This is a genomic window from Natrinema longum (assembly GCF_017352095.1).
Lineage (GTDB): Archaea > Halobacteriota > Halobacteria > Halobacteriales > Natrialbaceae > Natrinema > Natrinema longum.
The window spans coordinates 720,462-738,838 of sequence record NZ_CP071463.1; the positions used below are offsets into that span (position 1 = coordinate 720,462).

The window sequence follows — 18,377 nt, forward strand, 5'->3', positions numbered from 1 at the left end:
GTCGTGAATCGAACGCGGTGACGGGAGCGAAACCCGAAAAGACCACCGGCGTACACGACGCGATCCGCCAAACCGGTACTTGGGGGCGTTAAATCATATACCTCGAGTAGTATTTCTACCCCAGCTACTTATGTATGAGGTGTACACTAATTAGAAATAAATCACGATTGGTGTCGAGAGATCATCGGAACACTATGAGCAAGATATTCAGCGAAACGGAGCAGCGGCGAATCGCAGCACAGTCTCGAACCCTCCTCGAACGACTCTCCGACCCGGATGCGTTCGAGTACGATATCGACGACGCCACGGCCGACGATCTCGTCGAAGCGTGGCGCGAACGATATCCGGACGATGAATCGTTCCACCGACGACTCGACCGCGAGGAGTTCTCGCAGGACGAGCTACGGCGAGCGGCGTGCGTCGATACGCTGGCCGAAGGCGAGGAGATACCCGCCTGGGTCGATCGATTGGACGCGCTCGCAGCAGCGATCGAGTCGCACTCTCCGGACGAATTTCCGGAGAACTTGATCCCGAATCCGGAGCAATGGGTTCACAACGAACGAGAGAAACCGTTCGGTGCGCTTTCGGCAGTCGTTGCGGAGTACGCCCGGGAGCAACTCGGCGACGTGGCCCTTGAGGTGTTATCCGACGACACGATCGGGATCATGCAGGAGTGGTTTCGAGTACGGTTCGAGACGAGATTTTCACGAATACTGTACGTCGAATTTAAGACCTACGTCGCCGCACACGATCAAGCGTTGGCTCGTGCGGACCCTGACGAGTTCTCGGAGCGACCAACGACGTACTACGATCAGTTCATCGAGGCGCTCTTTTCCGGTGCGTTCCCGTCTCTCTGTCTGGAATATCCGGTTTTCGCTAGACTCCTCACGACTCAGATCAGACAGTGGGACGAGCATCTCGAAGAGTTCAGTCGCCGCCTGCAAGCCGACCGGGAACTGCTCGCGGAGCGCTTTACCGAGGACGGCGACCTCGGCGATGTCGTCGAAATTTACTCCCTCGCGGACGACACGCACGGCGATGGGCGTGCGATAATGCGCGTGGAGTTCGAATCGGGCGTCACGGTCGCATACAAGCCTCGAAGCGTTGGGGCCGGTGCGGCGTTCTACGATACCCTCGCGGATCTCGACGAGCAGTTGCCGGTCACGATGGGGATCGAACCGACGTACGTGCGTCGGGACGGATACGGGTGGATGGAGTGGATCGAGCGACGCGACTGTCGAACCGAACGCGATGTCGAACGCTATTACCGCCGAGCCGGTGCTCTCAGTTGCCTCACGTACTTCTTCGAGTTCACCGACTGTCACCTCGAGAATCTGGTTAGTGCGGGCTCGACTCCCGCACTCGTCGACGCTGAGACGATTTTCCACCCGTATATCGGCCCCGACCGCTCCCCGATGCCGACCGGCGTTCAGCGCTTCGTCCGGAACAACGTTCTGTTGAGCCTCCTGTTGCCCTACGAGATCGGCGGTTCGATGGCCGAACTCGGCGGTGGTGATACGTCTGCACTGATGGCCGGAATCGGTATCTCCGACGACGACGCGACGCTAACCCACGTCAGTTCGCCTCACATCACGGCCGTCAACACCGACGTGATGGCGGTCGAACGCGACCATCCAGCCATCGATCGGAGCGATAACGTACCGAAGGTAGACGGCCGCGGACGGCCGCCCGACGAGTACGTGACGGCGGTCACCACTGGATTCGAAGAGACGTACAGATCCATACTCGAGTTGCGAGATTCAGGAGCGCTGTTCGACGAGATCGAACTGTTCGATCGGTTCTCGGGGGTCGAAAACAGAATCGTGTACAGACCGACGCAGGTGTACGCGACCCTTCTGCAGAAGTTGTGTTCGCGAGCCTCGCTCAGTGACGGGTTCCGGTTCGGTGTGGCGATGGAGGAGTTGGCGGTTCCGTTCTGCGACGGAACCGTTTCCGGGGACGTTCCGTGGAAACTCTACGATTCTGAGCGAGTCGAACTGCGACGACTGGATCCGCCCCGGTTCACGTCTGAAACCGATCGAACGGAGATCGAATTCGGGGGTGAACCGACGGGAGTCGACGCCGGAACGTCCGGGATCAGTCGAAGCCGAGACCGGATCGAATCGGCTTCGATCGCGGACATGAACACGCAACTCGAGTTGATCCGAGGAGCGCTCGGAGCGAAACCGGATCCATCGCCGGATCTCGGTGGCGCGATTCGACCCGACGAATCGTCCATCGACGAGACATCGCTTCGGTCCGAAGCGGCGGCGCTATTCGAGCGGATTCGTCGACTCGGCTCGTCGCGGGAAAGTGAGGAACTGAACTGGACGTGGATAGAGTCGATCGACACGACCGATCGACTGACGATTCATCCGTTCGACGAGACGCTGCACGTCGGGACCGGTGGCGTCGCACTTCTATCTGCCAGTCTGTACCAACTTACCGGCGAGGATCGCTACGCGACCGTCGCGCGGGACGTGATCGAACCGACTCTTCGCTCGGTTCGATCCGCTCAGGTCACGCCGTCGATGTCGAAACACGGTGGAGTGACCGGTATCGGATCCGTGATCTACGGAATCGCGACGGTCGGGGCGATGCTCGGCGACGAAGCGACGCTCCGAACGGGTGTTCAGGCCGCCCGGTCGATAGGGACGGACGCGGTCGGCCCCGATACACAGTACGACGTCGCCGGAGGGGCGGCGGGGACAATCCTCGGCCTCCTCGCGCTCGACGAGCGGTACGAATCCGACGAGCTCGTGTCGATCGCAACCGAGTGTGGCGACGAGTTGCTCGCCAACCGATCCGAATCCGAGGGAGGATACCGCGTATGGCACACGATCGACGAGTGTCCGCCTCTGACCGGATTCCTACACGGAGCCAGCGGAATCGCGTACTCGCTCACGCGGTTGTACGAAGCGACCGGCGACGAGGCCTATCTGTCCGCGGCGATAGAAGCCGTCGAATTCGAGGCACAGCAGTACTCCGAAAGAGCCTCGAACTGGCGGGATCGCCGGCCTTGGGTCGATGACGAGTTCACCGATCGATGGAGTTACGGCCGCACCGGAATCGGTCTCTCGCGACTCGGGATGCGGGCGGCGACCGATCACGAACTCGTTGAACGCGATCTTTCGCGAGCCCTCGACGGGATAGACGCCGATGAATTGTTACCGGTAGACGACCTCGCCGACGGGAACTGCGGCCGCGTCGAGTTTCTCAACGCCACCGCGAGACGCACCGAGCGTCGCGTGGAGACCCCGGAAACGGCACTGGAGGGCTGTCTCGCCCGGAAGGCGACGAACGGAACTTTCCGTACGTCAGACGAACAGACATATCTCGCCAATCCATCGTTTCTCGGCGGTCTCGCGGGTATCTCGTACACGCTACTGCGGGTCGTAGAGTCGGAGTCGCTCCCGTGCGTCCTTCTCTTCGAGTGAGGCCGTGAGCCGGTGACGACGGCGTCGACCGGCGGACATCGATACGAAGGTGTCGGCTGGCTGGCTCACGTGCCGTCGTCCGCGAAGAACGGTACCTCTTTTACCCGCCCTCCCCACCGGTCGCCTATGACCACGCTCGGACTGGTGGTCGCGGAATTCAACCGACCGATCACCGAGCAGATGGAGCAGGAGGCACTCGAGGCGGCCAACGCCGCGGGTGCGGAGGTGTACGAGACGGTCCACGTGCCGGGGGTGTACGACGCGCCCCTGGCAGCCGACCGGCTCGCTCGCCGCGAAGGAGTCGACGCTGTCGCCGTGATCGGCACCGTCATCACCGGCGATACAGATCACGATCAGGTGATCACCGACGCCACCGCCCAGCGACTCTCCGACGTGAGTCTCGAGCGTGACACGCCCGTGACCCTCGGCGTAACCGGGCCCGGCATGTCCGCCGCCGAATCGCGCGAACGCGTCGAGAACGCGGCCACGGCCGTCGACGGGGCGCTCGATCTCGTCGACGAACTACCCGATCCCAGTCCAGCGACCGATTCCCAGCAATGACGATGGAATTCACCGACCGCGTCAGCCGAGTCGAACCGTCCGCAACGCTTGCGATCTCCGCACTCGCCACCGAACTCGAGGCCGAGGGCGCAGACGTCGTCGACCTCTCCGTCGGCGAGCCCGACTTCCCTACGCCCGAGAATATCGTGGGAGCGGGCAAGGACGCGATGGACGCCGGCCACACCGGCTACACGACCTCCGCGGGCATCCTCGAGTTGCGCGAGGCCATCGCCGACAAACTGGCCGACGACGGCCTCGATCACACCGCGGACGAGATCATCGTCACGCCCGGCGCGAAGCAGGCCCTCTACGAGATCGTGCAGGCGCTCGTCGAAGACGGCGACGAGGTCGCCCTGCTCGACCCCGCGTGGGTCTCCTACGAGGCCATGGTCAAGATGGCTGGCGGCGATCTCACCCGGATCGACCTCTCCGCACACGAGTTCCAGCTCGAGCCGGCACTCGACGACCTCGCGACCGCCGTCTCCGACGAGACCGAGCTGCTGATCGTCAACTCGCCGTCGAACCCCACCGGTGCCGTCTACTCCGACGCGGCCCTGGAGGGCGTCCGCGATCTGGCCGTCGAACACGACATCACCGTCATCTCCGACGAGATCTACAAGGAGATCGCCTACGGCGTCGAACCCACGAGTCTCGGCACGCTCGAGGGGATGGCAGACCGCACGATCACGGTCAACGGCTTCTCGAAAGCCTACTCGATGACCGGCTGGCGGCTGGGCTACTTCGCCGGCCCCGAGGAGCTGATCGATCAGGCCGGCAAACTCCACAGCCACTCGGTCTCCTCGGCGGTGAACTTCGTCCAACACGCCGGTCTCGAGGCGCTCGAGACCGAGGACGCCGTCACGGAGATGGTCGAGGCCTTCGAACAGCGCCGCGATCTGGTCGCCGACCTCCTCGACGATCACGGCGTCGACGTCGCCGTGCCCGAGGGCGCGTTCTACATAATGGTGCCGGTAGATGACGACGACCAAGCGTGGTGTGAGGGGGCGATCGAGGACGCCCACGTCGCGACCGTCCCGGGAAGCGCCTTTGGCACTCCCGGCTACGCGCGGATCTCGTATGCGGCGAGCGAAGAGCGACTCGAGGAGGGTATCGAGCGGCTGGCCGAGGAAGGCTACCTATAACGTCTCCCGGCCGATCGGACCCGATTTCGCGTTCTCTCGTTCCTGAGCAGCCGCGATTTTATATCCGGAGGCGAGGCCACCCCCCGGGTGGACTGTCCGACGCGCGGGAAATACCTGACCACCGAACGAGGAACGCGACAGTACCATACGAAGGCACACGACGATCCGCTTCCGAATCGGACGTGTCGCGGCTGTGGGCTCGGGTTCTACGATCCGAAAGCGCGGCGCGAGTTCTGCGAGGACTGTATTGACGCCGCCGAAGGATTGCTTCCGGACAACTCGTCGTGAAAGGCGACAGAGAAACGGTTCACTGCCAGGCGTGTGGCGACGACCTCGAAGTGCGTTCCGCGAGGATCGACGAACAGAAGCGGGGATCCTTCTGTACGCTCGGCTGTTACGGCGACTGGCTGTCGGAGAACGTCGTCGGACCGGATCACCACCAGTGTGAGGGCGGGCCGATCGAATACGGTCGCACGTGGTGGCGGATTCGACGGCAGGCGCTCGAGCGAGAGGACTACGAGTATCAACACTGTGGTAGTGATCGCGCGGAACTCGATCGGAACCCGGACGTACACCACCTACAGCCAGTTCGATCGTTCGATCATCCCGAAGACGCACACGGTGGAGAACGTGATTTCCCTCTGTCGAAGCTGCCATCGACGCGCTGAAGAGGGACGGATAACCGTTTCACCCGCCGGAGAAAAGTAACACTATTGTGCGCCGGTTCCCTACTCCGGAAGTGAAGTCCCGTGGTGTAGTGGCCAATCATATGGGCCTTTGGACGTGTTCGGTTCGTTCCGTCACGGAAGACAGCCCATGACGGCGGTTCGAATCCGCCCGGGACTATATTACTGTTAGTGATGTTTTGTTCTCGGTGATACGGAACCCATTCGATCGTCCCCGGACACAGTCCACCGGAAGCCCGAGTGGACGCGCACTCGGATACTCAATCTCGTGGATTCCCGCACCTCGAGGACGTCCACCGTGGTGGGCCCCCGAATCGAGAGAGGGCAGAGAGCGACTCGTCGGCGTCTCTCAGCCCGTGGATATCGACTGTCGGACACCGTAGGTGCCATCGCTGAGAGGCGAGAGGAACGGCCACCCCACCCTCGGACGACGAACTGTCGGGAGCGGTCTCGACAGGATACGCGGCTGCGGGCAGGCGGACGGTAATACTTCGTTCGCTCTTGCGTAGTTCATTGTTGATTTCAGAGTGTTGCTCGAATAGCGTGTTTGAGTGCGTCTCGTCCCGGTTTTCGATATAGTTCTCGGCGAAGCTGGAACGCTCTGAGATACTGTGTCAGCTTATCTTTCGAGATACCTCGATGCGGCGAGAGCCACCGTCGCGTCAGCGACGCGTGGCTCTCGCAGGTATTGACGTGGACCTCTTCGTCGGCGTATTCACCGTCACCGTGGACGACGTATTCACGGGTGAATGCGTCGTCCGCTTCGAGTGGCTCGTACGCTCGAAAGCCGTCAGTATAGACAGTCAACGACTCCTCTTGGCGGTCTGCCAAGAGGAGTCGAATCGTCGACTCGTTGGCGGCTTTCGCTGGGATTACGTACCGCTGTCCTGTGCCGCGATCAGCGAGAATGAACACGGGTGGCTTGTCGCCGTCGTATGAACCTCGCCCACGCGTGGACAGGCCACGCGAGCGCGACTCCTGGTCGCGCTCGCGGCCTTTCTTCCCGGCAGAAACGTACACTTCATCGATTTCGACCGGGCCGACAAGATCGAGAGAAGGCGCATCGAGCGCTCTGGCGAAGCGCTCGATGCGCCGGTGCATCGTTTTGTGTGTGACCTCGATTTCGCACTGGAGTTGTCGGAGACTCGTGTTAAACCGGAGAAACGCGTAGATCGAGAACAGCCACCGGCGGAGTACAACCTTCGAGTGAGCGAAAATCGTGCCCGTCTTGTCGTTGAACGTGCGGTCGCAATCCTTACAGAGATACCGTTGGAACTCTCTGTAGCTGCCGTTTCTGACCGTTCGGTCAGAACGGCAGCGGGGACAGGTAACACCGTCACGCCAGCGAACCTGCTGCAACAGGTCCGCTGCGACCGATTCCGACCCAAACACATCGAGTGGAATCATTCGTGTCGGGCACCGCTGACGCGGTGCCCTTGTCCTCTTTGACTTCACAGCGACCGCTCAGCAGTATCAACAATCTCCTACGGATGAGCGTACTTCGTTACCCTCTCTGAGGGAGTCTCGCAAGTCGCCTATTGGGGAGTCGTAAAGCAGGTTTTGGACCCTCTCACGCGTCATTGACGGGTCCAGGAACGGGCGGTCTCGGAGCCGATTTTCCGGCGGCTGGGTGGAACGGTCGTCGCGCTTTATCAGCGCTATCGTGGTAGCGACACTCGAGGGAAGCATGAGCCAATCCACGACCAACGACCCGTCGACCGGTGAACCGCACGCTCGCGAGCAAGGCGAGCCGGCAGGGAAGAAGTGGCTGAGCGGCCTCGTCTCCCTGATCGGCCTGTGGCTGGCCGTCTCGCCATTCGTCTACGAGGCGGCCCAGTCCATGCTGTGGAACAACCTGCTGATCGGCGGCGCGATCTTCCTGCTCGCGGGATACAACTACTATCGGATCACCAACGGGTATGCGACCAGCGCCGGCGTCATGTCCTTCGTCGCGCTGTTGGCGCTGTGGCTGATGGTCTCGCAGTTCGCGATAGACGGCCAGTTCGCGATGAACGGCCTCGAGGCCGCCAGTCAGGGACTGGCCTGGAGTAACGTCGTGTCGGGACTCCTCGGCGCGGTACTGTCGGCGTACATCGCCTACACTGCGGGCCGTGACGTGCCGCGAGGAACGGCTGCCGGAACGCGATAAGTCCACCCGCGGAACGGTTTTTTCACGATCGGGGCACGACTACCGCACGGTCGTTTCGTGGACCACGTGTCGCTCGAGGTGGCATCGATCGGCGACCCGACGGTGCGTTCCGTTGGGAGCGGCGAATCACGTGGACGGCCGAACAATGATATAGCCGGCCCACAGAGTGGGACCCAACGGACCTCGCCGACAATGACGAGTCATTACGATCACGCGCAGATACAGGAGTTTTGGCAGTACGTCTGGGAGCGCGACGACGTCTACGAACTCGACGAGGACGCCGCCGATCCCACCTACGTCCTCGGGATGTTTCCCTACACGTCGGGCACGCTCCACATGGGGCACGTCCGCAACTACGCGATCACGGACGCCTACTCGCGCTATCGTCGCATGCAAGGCGACGACGTCCTCCACCCGATGGGGTGGGACGCGTTCGGGCTGCCGGCCGAGAACGCCGCCTTCGAGCGCAAAACCGACCCCGAGTCCTGGACGCAGGCGTGTATCCGGCGCATGCGCGAGGAACTCGAGACGATGGGCTTTGGCTACGACTGGTCTCGAGAGATCACGACCTGCGAGCCCGACTACTACCGGTGGAATCAGTGGCTGTTCAAGCGTCTCTACGAGGCGGGGCTCGTCGAGTACGAGGCGGCGGCGGTCAACTGGTGTCCCGACTGCGAGACGGTGCTGGCCGACGCCCAGGTCGTCGAGCGCGAGAACGAGCGCAGCGAGTCCTCGGATGGGGCGAGCGGCGATGCCGCGAGCAACGGCAGCGAACGGGTCTGCTGGCGGTGTGAGACGCCCGTCGGGCGGCGCGAACTCGACCAGTGGTTCTTCACGATCACCGACTACGCCGAGGAGCTCCACGACGGACTCGACGAGCTCGAGGGCTGGCCCGATGGCGTCCGCGAGATCCAGCGCAACTGGATCGGCCGGCAGGAAGGGGCACGGATCACGTTCGAAGTGACCGGGGTCGGTGACGCTGCTGGTGGCGACGAGGGCGACCTCGTCGACGTGTTCAGTACTCGCCCGGAGACGATCTACGGCGCGACCTACCTCGCGGTGTCGCCGGGACACGAACTGGCTCGAGCGCTGGCCGAGGGAGACGAGGAACGTGGGTCTGCCGACGAGTCGAACGGGCCGGCGGCCCGTGAGACCGTCGCCGAGTACGTCGAGACGGTCCGCGAGCGGGATCCGGACGAGGTCGGTTTCTCGGGCGTCGAAACGGACGCGACCGCGATCCACCCGCTGACCGGCGAGGAACTGCCCGTCTACGTCGCCGGTTACGTCCTCGAGGACGTCGGTACCGGTGCCGTGATGGGCGTTCCCGGCCACAACGAGCGCGACCACACGTTCGCACGCGAACACGGGCTGCCGATCGAGCGCGTGATCGTCCCCGAGGACGAGTCCGTCGAGACCGACGTCGAACGCGAGGCCTATACCGGCGAGGGGATCCTCGAGAACAGCGGCGAGTACGACGGCCTCGAGAGCGGGACGGCCGGCGAACGGCTCGTGGCGGCCCACGACGCCCTCGAGGACGACGTCACCTACCGGCTCCGGGACTGGCTGATCTCCCGACAGCGCTACTGGGGGACGCCGATCCCGATGGTCCACTGTGACGATTGCGGGCGCGTTCCGGTGCCGGACGAGGACCTCCCGGTCGAGCTTCCGGAGTTCGTCCGGACGACGGGCAATCCCCTAGACGCGGCCGAGGAGTGGAACCGAACGACTTGCCCCGAGTGTGGCGACCCGGCACGCCGCGAGACGGACACGATGGACACGTTCGTCGACTCCTCGTGGTACTACCTGCGCTTTCTCTCGCCCGACCTCGCGGACGCCCCCTTCGACACCGACCTCGCGAACGAGTGGCTGCCCGTCGACGTCTACGTCGGCGGCGACGAACACGCCATCCTCCACCTGCTGTACACCCGGTTTTTCACGAAGGCACTGGCCGATCTCGGCCTCCTCGAGCGACGGGAGCCCATTCGGGAACTCATGAGCCAGGGGACGGTGCTCTACGACGGCGAAAAGATGTCCAGTTCCAGGGGGAACGTCGTCGCGCCCGAGGAGTACGGTGCGGAGACGACGCGGCTGTTCGTGCTCTCGGCGGCCCACCCCGAACAGGACTTCGAGTGGACCGCGAACAACGTTCGTGGCGCGTACGACCTCCAGCAAACGCTCTACCGAATGGCGACCGCCTTCGTCGAGGCGGGCGACGCCCGCCTCGAGGAGCGCGAGCACGACGACTACGTCGCCCGAGAGATCGACCGAACGATCGCTGCAGTTACCGACGAGTACGAGCGATTCCGCTTCCACCGCGCCGCGACCGAGATTCAGGAGCTCGCCCGCCTGCTCAGGCGGTATCGCGAGTACGACCGACCACACGGTGAGATCTACCGGCGCGGCCTGCTGACGCTCGCTGCGTTGATCGCCCCCATGGCACCCCATCTCGGCGAGGAACTCTGGAACAAACTCCGGGGCGAGGGCCTCGCCGTCGAAGCCGACTGGCCCGCGCCCGAACGCGACGCCTCGGCCTACCAGCGCGAACGCCAACTCGTCGATCGGACCCTCGAGGACGTCCGTGATATCGTCGACGTGGCGGCGATCGACGAACCCGAGCGGATCGAACTGGTCGTCGCTCGCGAGTGGAAATACCGGGCCGCCGAACTGGTCGACGAGGCCGTCACCGCCGACGATGCCGATGGAGCCGGCACCGTCGACGTCGATGCGGTCGTCGATCGCGTGCTCGCGGACGAGACGCTCGAGATCGATGCCGACCGGGCCGCTGTCGGGGCCTTCGTCGGCGAACTGGCGACCCGCGATGGCGGGGACAGCGGGTACGTGCTCGCGGCGGATCGCGAACGTGCGATCCTCGACCGTGCGTCGTGGCTCGTCACCGACGAGTTCGGTGCCGAGGTGACGGTCCGCCGGGCGACCGACGACGGCGAACAGGCGACCAAAGCCCGGCCCGGCAAACCCGCGATCCAGATCAGTTGACGCCGTCGGGGTCGTATTCGGCGTCGGGGCCGCTCGAGGAGTCGCCGGTGACGGATTCGGGTCGGCGGGTATCGAACAGTAAGGATGATACGATGGTACTCCTAACGGCCGACAATGGCAACCGCTGACGCGAGACGGCGGCTTCGGGAGCGACCGGTGGGTACAACGATCGTCCTGACGATCGTCGGATACGCGCTGGTGCTGGGGACCTTCCTGCTCGACGTCCCGATCTATCCCGACCTGACGAACGCACAGGTCGATCTGCTCTCACACGTGATCGCGGTCATCAACACGACCGCGACGGTGGTGTTGACACTGGGCTGGTACTGGATTCGCGCCGGCGAGGTCGAGAAACACCGCCTGGCGATGGTCAGCGGGTTCGTGTTGATCCTCGGATTCCTGGTCGTCTACCTGCTCAAGGTCGGCGGCGGCGGCACGAAGGAGTTCGTCGGCCCCGATTCCGTCTACTACGCCTACCTCGTCATGCTGGCGATCCACATCGTCCTCTCGATCGTCTCGGTCCCGGTCGTCCTCTATGCGCTGGTGCTGGGACTCACTCATACCCCTGCGGAGCTCCGGAACACCGCCCACGCGAGGGTCGGCCGGATCGCCGCCGGCGCGTGGATCCTGAGTCTCTTCCTCGGCGTCGTCACCTACGTCCTGCTCAACCACGTCTACACCTACGAGTTCGCCTCGATGCTCGTACCGGTCCTGTAGCTCGGCGCGATCACTCGAGGCCGACCCACGCGCCCCGGTCGTCGCTGCGTTCGATCGCCTCGAGGACTCGCTGGGCGGCGAGTCCGTCTTCGAAGCTAGGTTCGAACGGTCGGTGCGTCTCCGACGCCCCGCTGGCGACCGCGCTGAGGAACTCGTAGTTCTCGTGGACGAACGTGTGCTCCCAGCCCAGCACGTGGCCCGGCGGCCACCAGTGGTCGACGTAGGGGTCGTCTTCGTCGGTGACAAGGATCGTCTCGTAGCCCCGGTCGCCGTCGCGGTGGACCTCGAGTTCGTTGAGGCGCTCGAGGGAGAACCGCAGACTCCCCTCGGAGCCGTGAATTTCGATCGTGTGGTCGTTCTTGTGGCCCGCAGCGACGCGGGAAGCCTCGAGGGTACCCATGGCACCGTGTTCGAACGCGAGCTGTGCGGAGTAGGCGTCGTCGACGGTGACGGGGCGTGTCTCGCCATCGCTTCCCTCGACCGGGCGTTCGTCGACGAACGTCCGCAGGTGGCCGCTGACCCGTTCGACTTCGCCCGCGAGGTCGTCGGACCCGACGAGGAATCGCAGGAGGTCGACCGTGTGCGCGCCGAGGTCGCCCAGCGCGCCCGATCCGGCCAGCTCCTCGTCGTTTCGCCACGACCACGGCGCGTCTGGATCGACCAGCCAGTCCTGGAGGTAGCGCCCGCGAACGTGACGAATCTCGCCGAGTTCGCCGGCCTCGAGCAACTCCTTTGCGTACTGGATCGCCGGCACGAAGCGGTAGTTGAACGCACAGCCGGCGGGGACGTCGTCGCCGGCGTCGCGGGCGGCCGCGGCCATCGCCTCGGCCCCCTCGAGCGTCGGCGCGAGGGGCTTCTCGCAGAAAACTGGGGTTCCGGCCTCGAGGGCCGCGATCGACGGCTCGGCGTGGACGTGGTTCGGACCGAGATTGTAGAAGACGTCGACGTCGTCGACGACGTCGGCCCAGTCGGTCGCGGTGGCGTCGAAGCCCAGACGATCGGCGGCATCCGAGAGCGCGTCTTCGTCCCGACCGACGAGCACGCTGCGTTCGACCGCGGGCGCGTCCGGGAAGAACATCGGGAGCCGCGCCAATGCGTTCGCGTGTGCTTTCCCCATGAACCGATAGCCGAGAACGCCGACCTCGAGTGGCATGGACGGTCGTTCACCGGCCCTGCAGTTATCCCTTTGTGGTGCGCTCGTGTGAGCCGTTTTCGTGACCGCACGGCGAGAGCGAGAACGCGGACCGGATCGGTCGCGCTGCCGGCTCGAGCGGCTCAGTCGTCGGCCGGCGTCGGCGCACCGCGCTCGACGTCGACGTTGCCCGCATCGAGATCGGCTTCGACGTTGCGGGCCGCCTGTACCATGTTCGCCATCTTGCCGTAGGCGACCTCGCGGGGGAGCAGTTTCACGCCGCAGTCCGGCGAGACGACCAGCTGTTCCGGCGGGACGACCTCGAGGCCCTTCTTGATGTTCGCCTCGATTTCGTCGACGGACTCGGCCTCGGCGACGTGGACGTCGGTGACGCCGAGCGCGAGGTCCTTCGTGAACTCGGGGTCTTTGAAGACGTCGAGCTGATCGTAGTCGCCGTTGGCGAGCTCGAGGTCGAACTCGTCGACGGGGAACTCCAGAATTTCGGGGTAGATCCGGGAGTAGTCGCCGTAACAGACGTGGAGGCCGATGCGGACTTCCTCGGGGATGTCGGCGACGATGCGCTCTAAGGCCTCGCCGACGATCGCGTGGTCGTCGGGCGTGGTCGCGAGCGCGGGCTCGTCGATCTGGATATATCGTGCGCCGGCGTCGACGAGCTTCTCGATCTCCTCGTTGACGAGGTCCGCGAGGGCGTAGGCGAGTTCCCCGTCGTCCTCGTAAGCCTCGTTGAACGCCCAGCTCGCGAGCGTATACGGACCCGTGATCGGGACTTTTACGGGGCGGTCGGTAGCGCTGGCGGTGAATTTGTACTCGTCGACGAGCCAGCTGTCGTCGTATTCGACCTCGCTGACGACGCTTGGCTTGTCGAAGTAGTTGTGCCCCCAGACCTTGACGGGACCGTTGAACTCGTAGCCCTCGATGCGGTCGGCGAAGAACTCGACCATCTCGTTGCGCCGCATCTCCCCGTCGACGACGGCGTCCAGGCCGGCGCGTTCGTGTTCGTTCGTGATGAGCCGGGCGGCGTCGTCTTTGGCCTCTTGCCAGTCGTCTTCGTCGAAGTCGTGATCGTCGTCCTGATAGAGCTCCTTCGCACGGTTGAGCCACTTGGGCTTCGGATAGGAGCCGACGACGGTCGTCAGCAGGAAGTGGTCGTTCTCGTGATCGTCCGGTCGGAACTGATCTTTGTTGTCGTTCGTGCTCATGCTGCTTTCACCTCCGCGAGTTCCGCGGCGTCCGCAAGGACCTCGAGTTTCTCCCGATACTTGTTGTAGGGCAGGTAGAACGTCTCGGTGTTGGTCGTCAGGTAGACCGTCTCGAACTCGGTGACGCCGAGTTGGCCTTCGACCCAGTCGACCCGATCGCGGACCGCTTCCGGGTCCTCGACGAGGGTACTCTGGCCGTCGGCGAGGCCGAGCGCGACGTCGTCGGTCGCGCCGTACTCCTGAATGTTGTAGAGGTTGTCGTCCTGGTTCGCGACGAAGTCGAAACCGACCGCGTCGATATCGGCGTCGAGCAGGTGGGCGTAGACCTTCTCCTCGAGTGCACCCCAGTAGGGCTGGACGACCACGTCGGCGTCGGTCGCACCCGCGACTCGATCGATGGCCTCGCTGGCTCGCTCGTCTTCACCGTCGTCGGGTACCGACTCGACCAGCGAGGGCTCGAGCAGGAACAGCGTTTCGTGCTCGGGGAAGGCGTCGACCTCGCCCGCGAGGAAGTCGGCGATCGCACCGAGGAAGTCGGCCTCGTCACCGTAGTGGTCGTCGGTGGCGAGGTCGGCGAGCGAGTAGGGACCGGGGAGAACGGCCTGCAGGTCGTCCCCGTCGGTCAGCGCCGTGGCGGCCTCGAGTTCCGCGGCGACGTCGCCCGTGGGCTCGAGGTCGTCCGTGACGACCGGCTCCCGATAGAAGTTGTTGTTGTCGTAGTAGCGGACGATACCGTGGGTCTCGACGGCGTCGGCGACGGCGAGCGGGTGTGCGAGCATATCGTCCCACCGCAGTTGGCCTTCGACGATGCGGTCGAGGCCGGCATCCCGCTGGACGTCGATCACGTCTTCGCGGGCCTCTTCGTAGGCCGCGGTAATCTCGTCGCTCTCGTCGCCGCTGATGAGGTCGTGCTTCTGGTGGCCCTTGAGGTCCGAAAGGTCGTCTTTCGCCCAGTCCGGGAGCGGATACAGCCCCGGCGTGGTCGAAACGTACTCAGTCATCGTGTCCCCGGCTAGGCTATACCGACGCTTAATATTTTCCATCCGTACTAATACACTGCAGTAATGTTTCGGGATGGGGGCCGATTCCAAGACGGGTTTTGCGGTACACGTGACCGCGTTCCACAGACCGCTCCGGCGCGATGAGCCGGCAGAACGAAACGCAGGCGGATCGCTCTCGATCACTGACTCGACTCGAGCGGTTCGTGACTCGACGGTCTCCTGTAGTAGCCACTGAAACGATTTACACACTGACCGCGACGCCGGCATACGGTCAGGTGTGCAGTGACTTTCAGTGGCTACTATATCAGTCCAGCGCCAGCAAGGCGTACGTCTCGTCGTCGACCTGTGCGACGACGTAGATCGTTCCGTCGTCGAGGACCGGTCCCGGTCCCACGCGACCTCCAAACTCGCGCTCGAACCGGACCGCGGGACCGCCGTCCGGACTGTCACCCGGCGTCGGGTCCAGCGCACGAAGGCGGTCGCCGCCGACGAAGACGGTGTCCCGACCGTACGCCGGCGCGGTGTGTCGCCAGTCTCCGACCTCGTATTCCCAGGGGCGATCGCCGGATTCGGTATCGACGGCGTGAAGCGCCTGCCCGTTCGCGACGAGAACGAGCCCGTCGGCCACGGCGATACCGCGGTCGGCCCAGCCGGTATCGGCTGCCCAGTGTCGTGTCGGATCCGAGAGACCGTCGTCCATCAGCGCGTACGTGGTCCCGTTTCTGCAGTTGACGTAGACCGAGTCAGTGTCCACACTGGGCGGCGCTGTCGGCTCGGCAGGTAGTTGCCACCGATGTCCCCCCATTCCGTCTCTGTCCAGCAAATACACCATTCCGGCTCGAGTGGTGATGACGAACCAGTGCGCCATGAAGACGGCAGGATGGTCCTGTATCTGCCCGAAGACCTCCCGATCCCATCGGACCGTCCCGTCGTCGGAATCGAGCGCGACGACTCGTTCCCCCACGCCACAGACGAGTTGCTCTCCCGCGCGCGTCGAGGGCGCGGTCACTACTCCAGGCGTCTCGAATTCCCGTTCCCACAGTTGCTCTCCCGTGTCGGCTTCGAGCGCTCGAATGACGGCCCCGGTCGAAACGTAGGCGACGCCGTTCCAGACCAGTGGCACCCGTTCGACGCCCTCGGCCGTCCACAGCTCCGACCCATCGGCGGCATCGAGGACCCGGAGCGTGTCCACCTCGGGTTGATACACGCGCCCGCCGGCGACGACCGGGGCCCGATAGGTGAGTTGTGGGACCTCGGCCCGCCAGCGCTCGGCGACACCGTCGACCGGGGCCTTGCCGTCACCGACCTCGCGGGTGTTGGCCGCGTTGCAGCCGAACGTCGACCACTCGCCGTTCGCTCCGCGGGCACTGTCCTCGGGATCCGGCATCTCGTCGACGCCGGACGGCGGCGGCTCATCCGGACCGCTGAGTCGCGAGAGCAGCGAACAGCCAGCGACGGCGACACTCACACTAGTCGCGCCGAGGCTCTTCAGCAGCGTTCGTCGGGTCGAGGGCATCACTCGATACCTCTCACTCGTTCGAAAAGAACCTTCGGACGGCGTATCCCGCCGCGAATCTCGGCTGCTACCGGAGCAACTCGAGCACCGTCAGCGTCTCGAAGGGGAACGACTCGTCGGCGACGGCGACGGCGCTGAACCCGTGTTCGCCGGCTTCTTCGACGACCTCGTCGACCCCCGTCAGACTGCTCACGAGCAGGTAGACGACGCCGTCGGATGCGAGCACGCGGCCGACGCGCTCGAGGAAGGGATCGATGACGGCCCGACCGTCCTCGCCGCCCGACAGGGCGTGCTCCATCCAGTCGTCCCACTCGTTTTCCGGATCGGTCGGCAGATAGGGGGGGTTGAAGGCGACTGCATCGAACGTCGCGTCACGAAACGGCGAGACGAGGTCCGCCCGCACCGTCTCGACGCCCGCCCCGCGAGCCTGGCGGACGGCATGGGGGTTCAGGTCCGAGGCGATCACGCGGGCGTCCGTCCGGTCGGCGATCCGGCCGGCGACGTAGCCCGAGCCGGTCCCCACCTCGAGAACGAGCTCGTCCCCCTCGAGACGCTCGCAGGTCGCCTCGGCCAGCAGGTGTGAATCTTCGGCGGGTTGGTAGACGTCCGGTTCCTCGTCGCGTCGTTCTTCGAGTCCCATCTAGTTCTCCTCCGGTGTCGTCATTCGGTGTTCCGTGCCGCCGGCGTCCCGGTCGTCCGACGGCGGGCTTCGGTCCTCGTCAGCGATCCGGAAGCCGCCGGTTTCGGCCCGGCCGGACAGCTCGCGCTGCGGGAACGGGATCTTGATGCCTTCGTCCTCGAACGCCCGCTTGACCGCGTCGATCGCGGCGGTTCTGGCCTTCCAGTAGCGTCTGGCGCTTGGTTTGTCGATCCAGAAACGAACGCCCAGCAAGACCGCCGAGTCACCGAAGGACTTGCCGACCACCTGTGGCGACGGCGCGGAGAGGGCCTCGTCGACCTCGTCGATCGCCGTTTCCGCGAGTTCCGCCGCGCGATCGACGTCCGTCCCGTAGTCGACCCCGACCTCGACCTCGAGTCGCAGGCGACCCCGTTTCGAGCGGTTCGTCACCATGCTCGAGGCGATGACGTCGTTGGGGATCATGATGTACTCGCCGTCGAACGAGCGGACGCGGGTGTTGACGATCGAGATGTCCGTGACGATCCCCTCGTTGTCGTCGACCTCGATCCAGTCGCCGATCTCGAAGGGACGGGCGAACATGAGGACGAAGCCGGCGAGCATCGTCCCCAGCGTCTGGCGGGCGGCCATCCCCAGCACGATCCCGAGGAAGCCGGCCCCGACGAGCAGGCTGCCCAGATCCTCGATCCAGATCCCGAGAATGACGACGACCGAGACGGACCAGATGATCACCTGCGACAGCCGCTGGGTGACCTGGCGTTGATGTTCGGTGACGGCCGCCGTCGAATCCATCACCTCCGTGATGATTCGGCGAACGAATCGCCTGACGATAACCGTCACGACGACCAGTATGAACGAAAAGACCGCGCGCGGAACGGCATCCCTGTTCAGATCGAGTCCGGCGTAGAACTGCTGGATTTCGTCCGTCCGACCCCAGACCCCCGTCACGATGGCGGCACTCAGCAGACACGCACCGACGAGGACCGCCACCGCAACGATGTCGGCGTACAGCGGCTTCACGCGGTCGGCCATCCACTCGTGAAGCCGCCGGTAGGAGAGCAAGACGACGACGACGAGCCCGACGGCTACGACCGACACCGCGAGTTTGTGGGCCGTCGTCGGAGCCATCTCCGACAGCCAGTCCAGCCCCGTCAGTAGTCCGGACATGCCTTCGTCTCTCGAGCC

13 protein-coding genes, 1 tRNA gene and 1 pseudogene are annotated in these 18,377 nt (G+C 64.4%); 8 read left to right on the forward strand and 7 right to left on the reverse strand.

Translation table 11 applies throughout. From position 1 onward, the window contains the following. Positions 1–194: 194 nt before the first annotated feature. The 5 genes and pseudogenes from J0X27_RS03495 (at position 195) to J0X27_RS03515 (ending at position 5,986) form a co-directional block, all read left to right on the forward strand. Positions 195–3,437 carry a type 2 lanthipeptide synthetase LanM family protein gene (locus J0X27_RS03495; protein ID WP_207271072.1) on the forward strand — a complete coding sequence of 1,081 codons (3,243 nt, stop codon included), beginning with the start codon at positions 195–197 and terminating at the stop codon, positions 3,435–3,437. A gap of 126 nt (positions 3,438–3,563) precedes the next feature. Beyond that, positions 3,564–3,998: a 6,7-dimethyl-8-ribityllumazine synthase gene (gene ribH / locus J0X27_RS03500; protein ID WP_207271073.1), complete on the forward strand. Its 435-nt coding sequence runs from the start codon at positions 3,564–3,566 to the stop codon at positions 3,996–3,998. Further along, positions 3,995–5,140: a pyridoxal phosphate-dependent aminotransferase gene (locus J0X27_RS03505; protein ID WP_207271074.1), complete on the forward strand. Its 1,146-nt coding sequence runs from the start codon at positions 3,995–3,997 to the stop codon at positions 5,138–5,140. Before ribH ends, J0X27_RS03505 begins: the two co-directional genes overlap by 4 nt. 87 nt (positions 5,141–5,227) lie before the next feature. Beyond that, positions 5,228–5,848, forward strand: a pseudogene (locus J0X27_RS03510) (HNH endonuclease). A gap of 35 nt (positions 5,849–5,883) precedes the next feature. Then, positions 5,884–5,986: transfer RNA gene (locus J0X27_RS03515), tRNA-Gln, on the forward strand. A 362-nt stretch (positions 5,987–6,348) separates the two neighbouring features. On the opposite strand, the gene J0X27_RS03520 is transcribed toward J0X27_RS03515, so the two are convergent. After that, complete coding sequence (locus tag J0X27_RS03520) at positions 6,349–7,233, reverse strand: IS1595 family transposase (protein WP_207271075.1); 885 nt, start codon at positions 7,231–7,233, stop codon at positions 6,349–6,351. Between the two features lie 280 nt (positions 7,234–7,513). On the opposite strand from J0X27_RS03520, the gene J0X27_RS03525 reads away from it, so the two are divergent. From J0X27_RS03525 to J0X27_RS03535, 3 genes are all read left to right on the forward strand, one after another. Further along, on the forward strand, positions 7,514–7,975 hold the full coding sequence (locus J0X27_RS03525) for an SPW repeat protein (RefSeq protein WP_207271076.1): 462 nt from the start codon (positions 7,514–7,516) through the stop codon (positions 7,973–7,975). Positions 7,976–8,167: 192 nt separating this feature from the next. Beyond that, positions 8,168–10,969, forward strand: a complete 2,802-nt coding sequence (gene leuS, locus J0X27_RS03530) for a leucine--tRNA ligase (protein ID WP_207271077.1) — start codon at positions 8,168–8,170, stop codon at positions 10,967–10,969. Positions 10,970–11,083: 114 nt separating this feature from the next. Next, the gene (locus tag J0X27_RS03535; protein ID WP_207271078.1) at positions 11,084–11,686 is read left to right on the forward strand and encodes a DUF420 domain-containing protein; all 603 of its coding nucleotides are present in this window, start codon (positions 11,084–11,086) and stop codon (positions 11,684–11,686) included. A gap of 10 nt (positions 11,687–11,696) precedes the next feature. Here the strand turns inward: J0X27_RS03535 and J0X27_RS03540 are convergent, their stop codons facing one another. From J0X27_RS03540 to J0X27_RS03565, 6 genes are all read right to left on the reverse strand, one after another. Next, positions 11,697–12,839, reverse strand: coding sequence for a Gfo/Idh/MocA family protein (locus tag J0X27_RS03540; protein ID WP_207271079.1), 1,143 nt, complete (start codon positions 12,837–12,839; stop codon positions 11,697–11,699). A 122-nt stretch (positions 12,840–12,961) separates the two neighbouring features. Beyond that, complete coding sequence (locus tag J0X27_RS03545; protein WP_207271080.1) at positions 12,962–14,038, reverse strand: methionine synthase; 1,077 nt, start codon at positions 14,036–14,038, stop codon at positions 12,962–12,964. Then, positions 14,035–15,039, reverse strand: a complete 1,005-nt coding sequence (locus tag J0X27_RS03550) for a 5-methyltetrahydropteroyltriglutamate--homocysteine methyltransferase (protein ID WP_207271081.1) — start codon at positions 15,037–15,039, stop codon at positions 14,035–14,037. The genes J0X27_RS03545 and J0X27_RS03550 overlap by 4 nt, the downstream gene beginning before the upstream one ends. 304 nt (positions 15,040–15,343) lie before the next feature. After that, positions 15,344–16,555, reverse strand: coding sequence for an outer membrane protein assembly factor BamB family protein (locus J0X27_RS03555; protein ID WP_207271082.1), 1,212 nt, complete (start codon positions 16,553–16,555; stop codon positions 15,344–15,346). 67 nt (positions 16,556–16,622) lie between these two features. Next, complete coding sequence (locus tag J0X27_RS03560) at positions 16,623–17,195, reverse strand: HemK2/MTQ2 family protein methyltransferase (protein ID WP_207271083.1); 573 nt, start codon at positions 17,193–17,195, stop codon at positions 16,623–16,625. Further along, complete coding sequence (locus J0X27_RS03565; protein ID WP_207271084.1) at positions 17,196–18,359, reverse strand: mechanosensitive ion channel family protein; 1,164 nt, start codon at positions 18,357–18,359, stop codon at positions 17,196–17,198. Positions 18,360–18,377 lie beyond the last annotated feature (18 nt).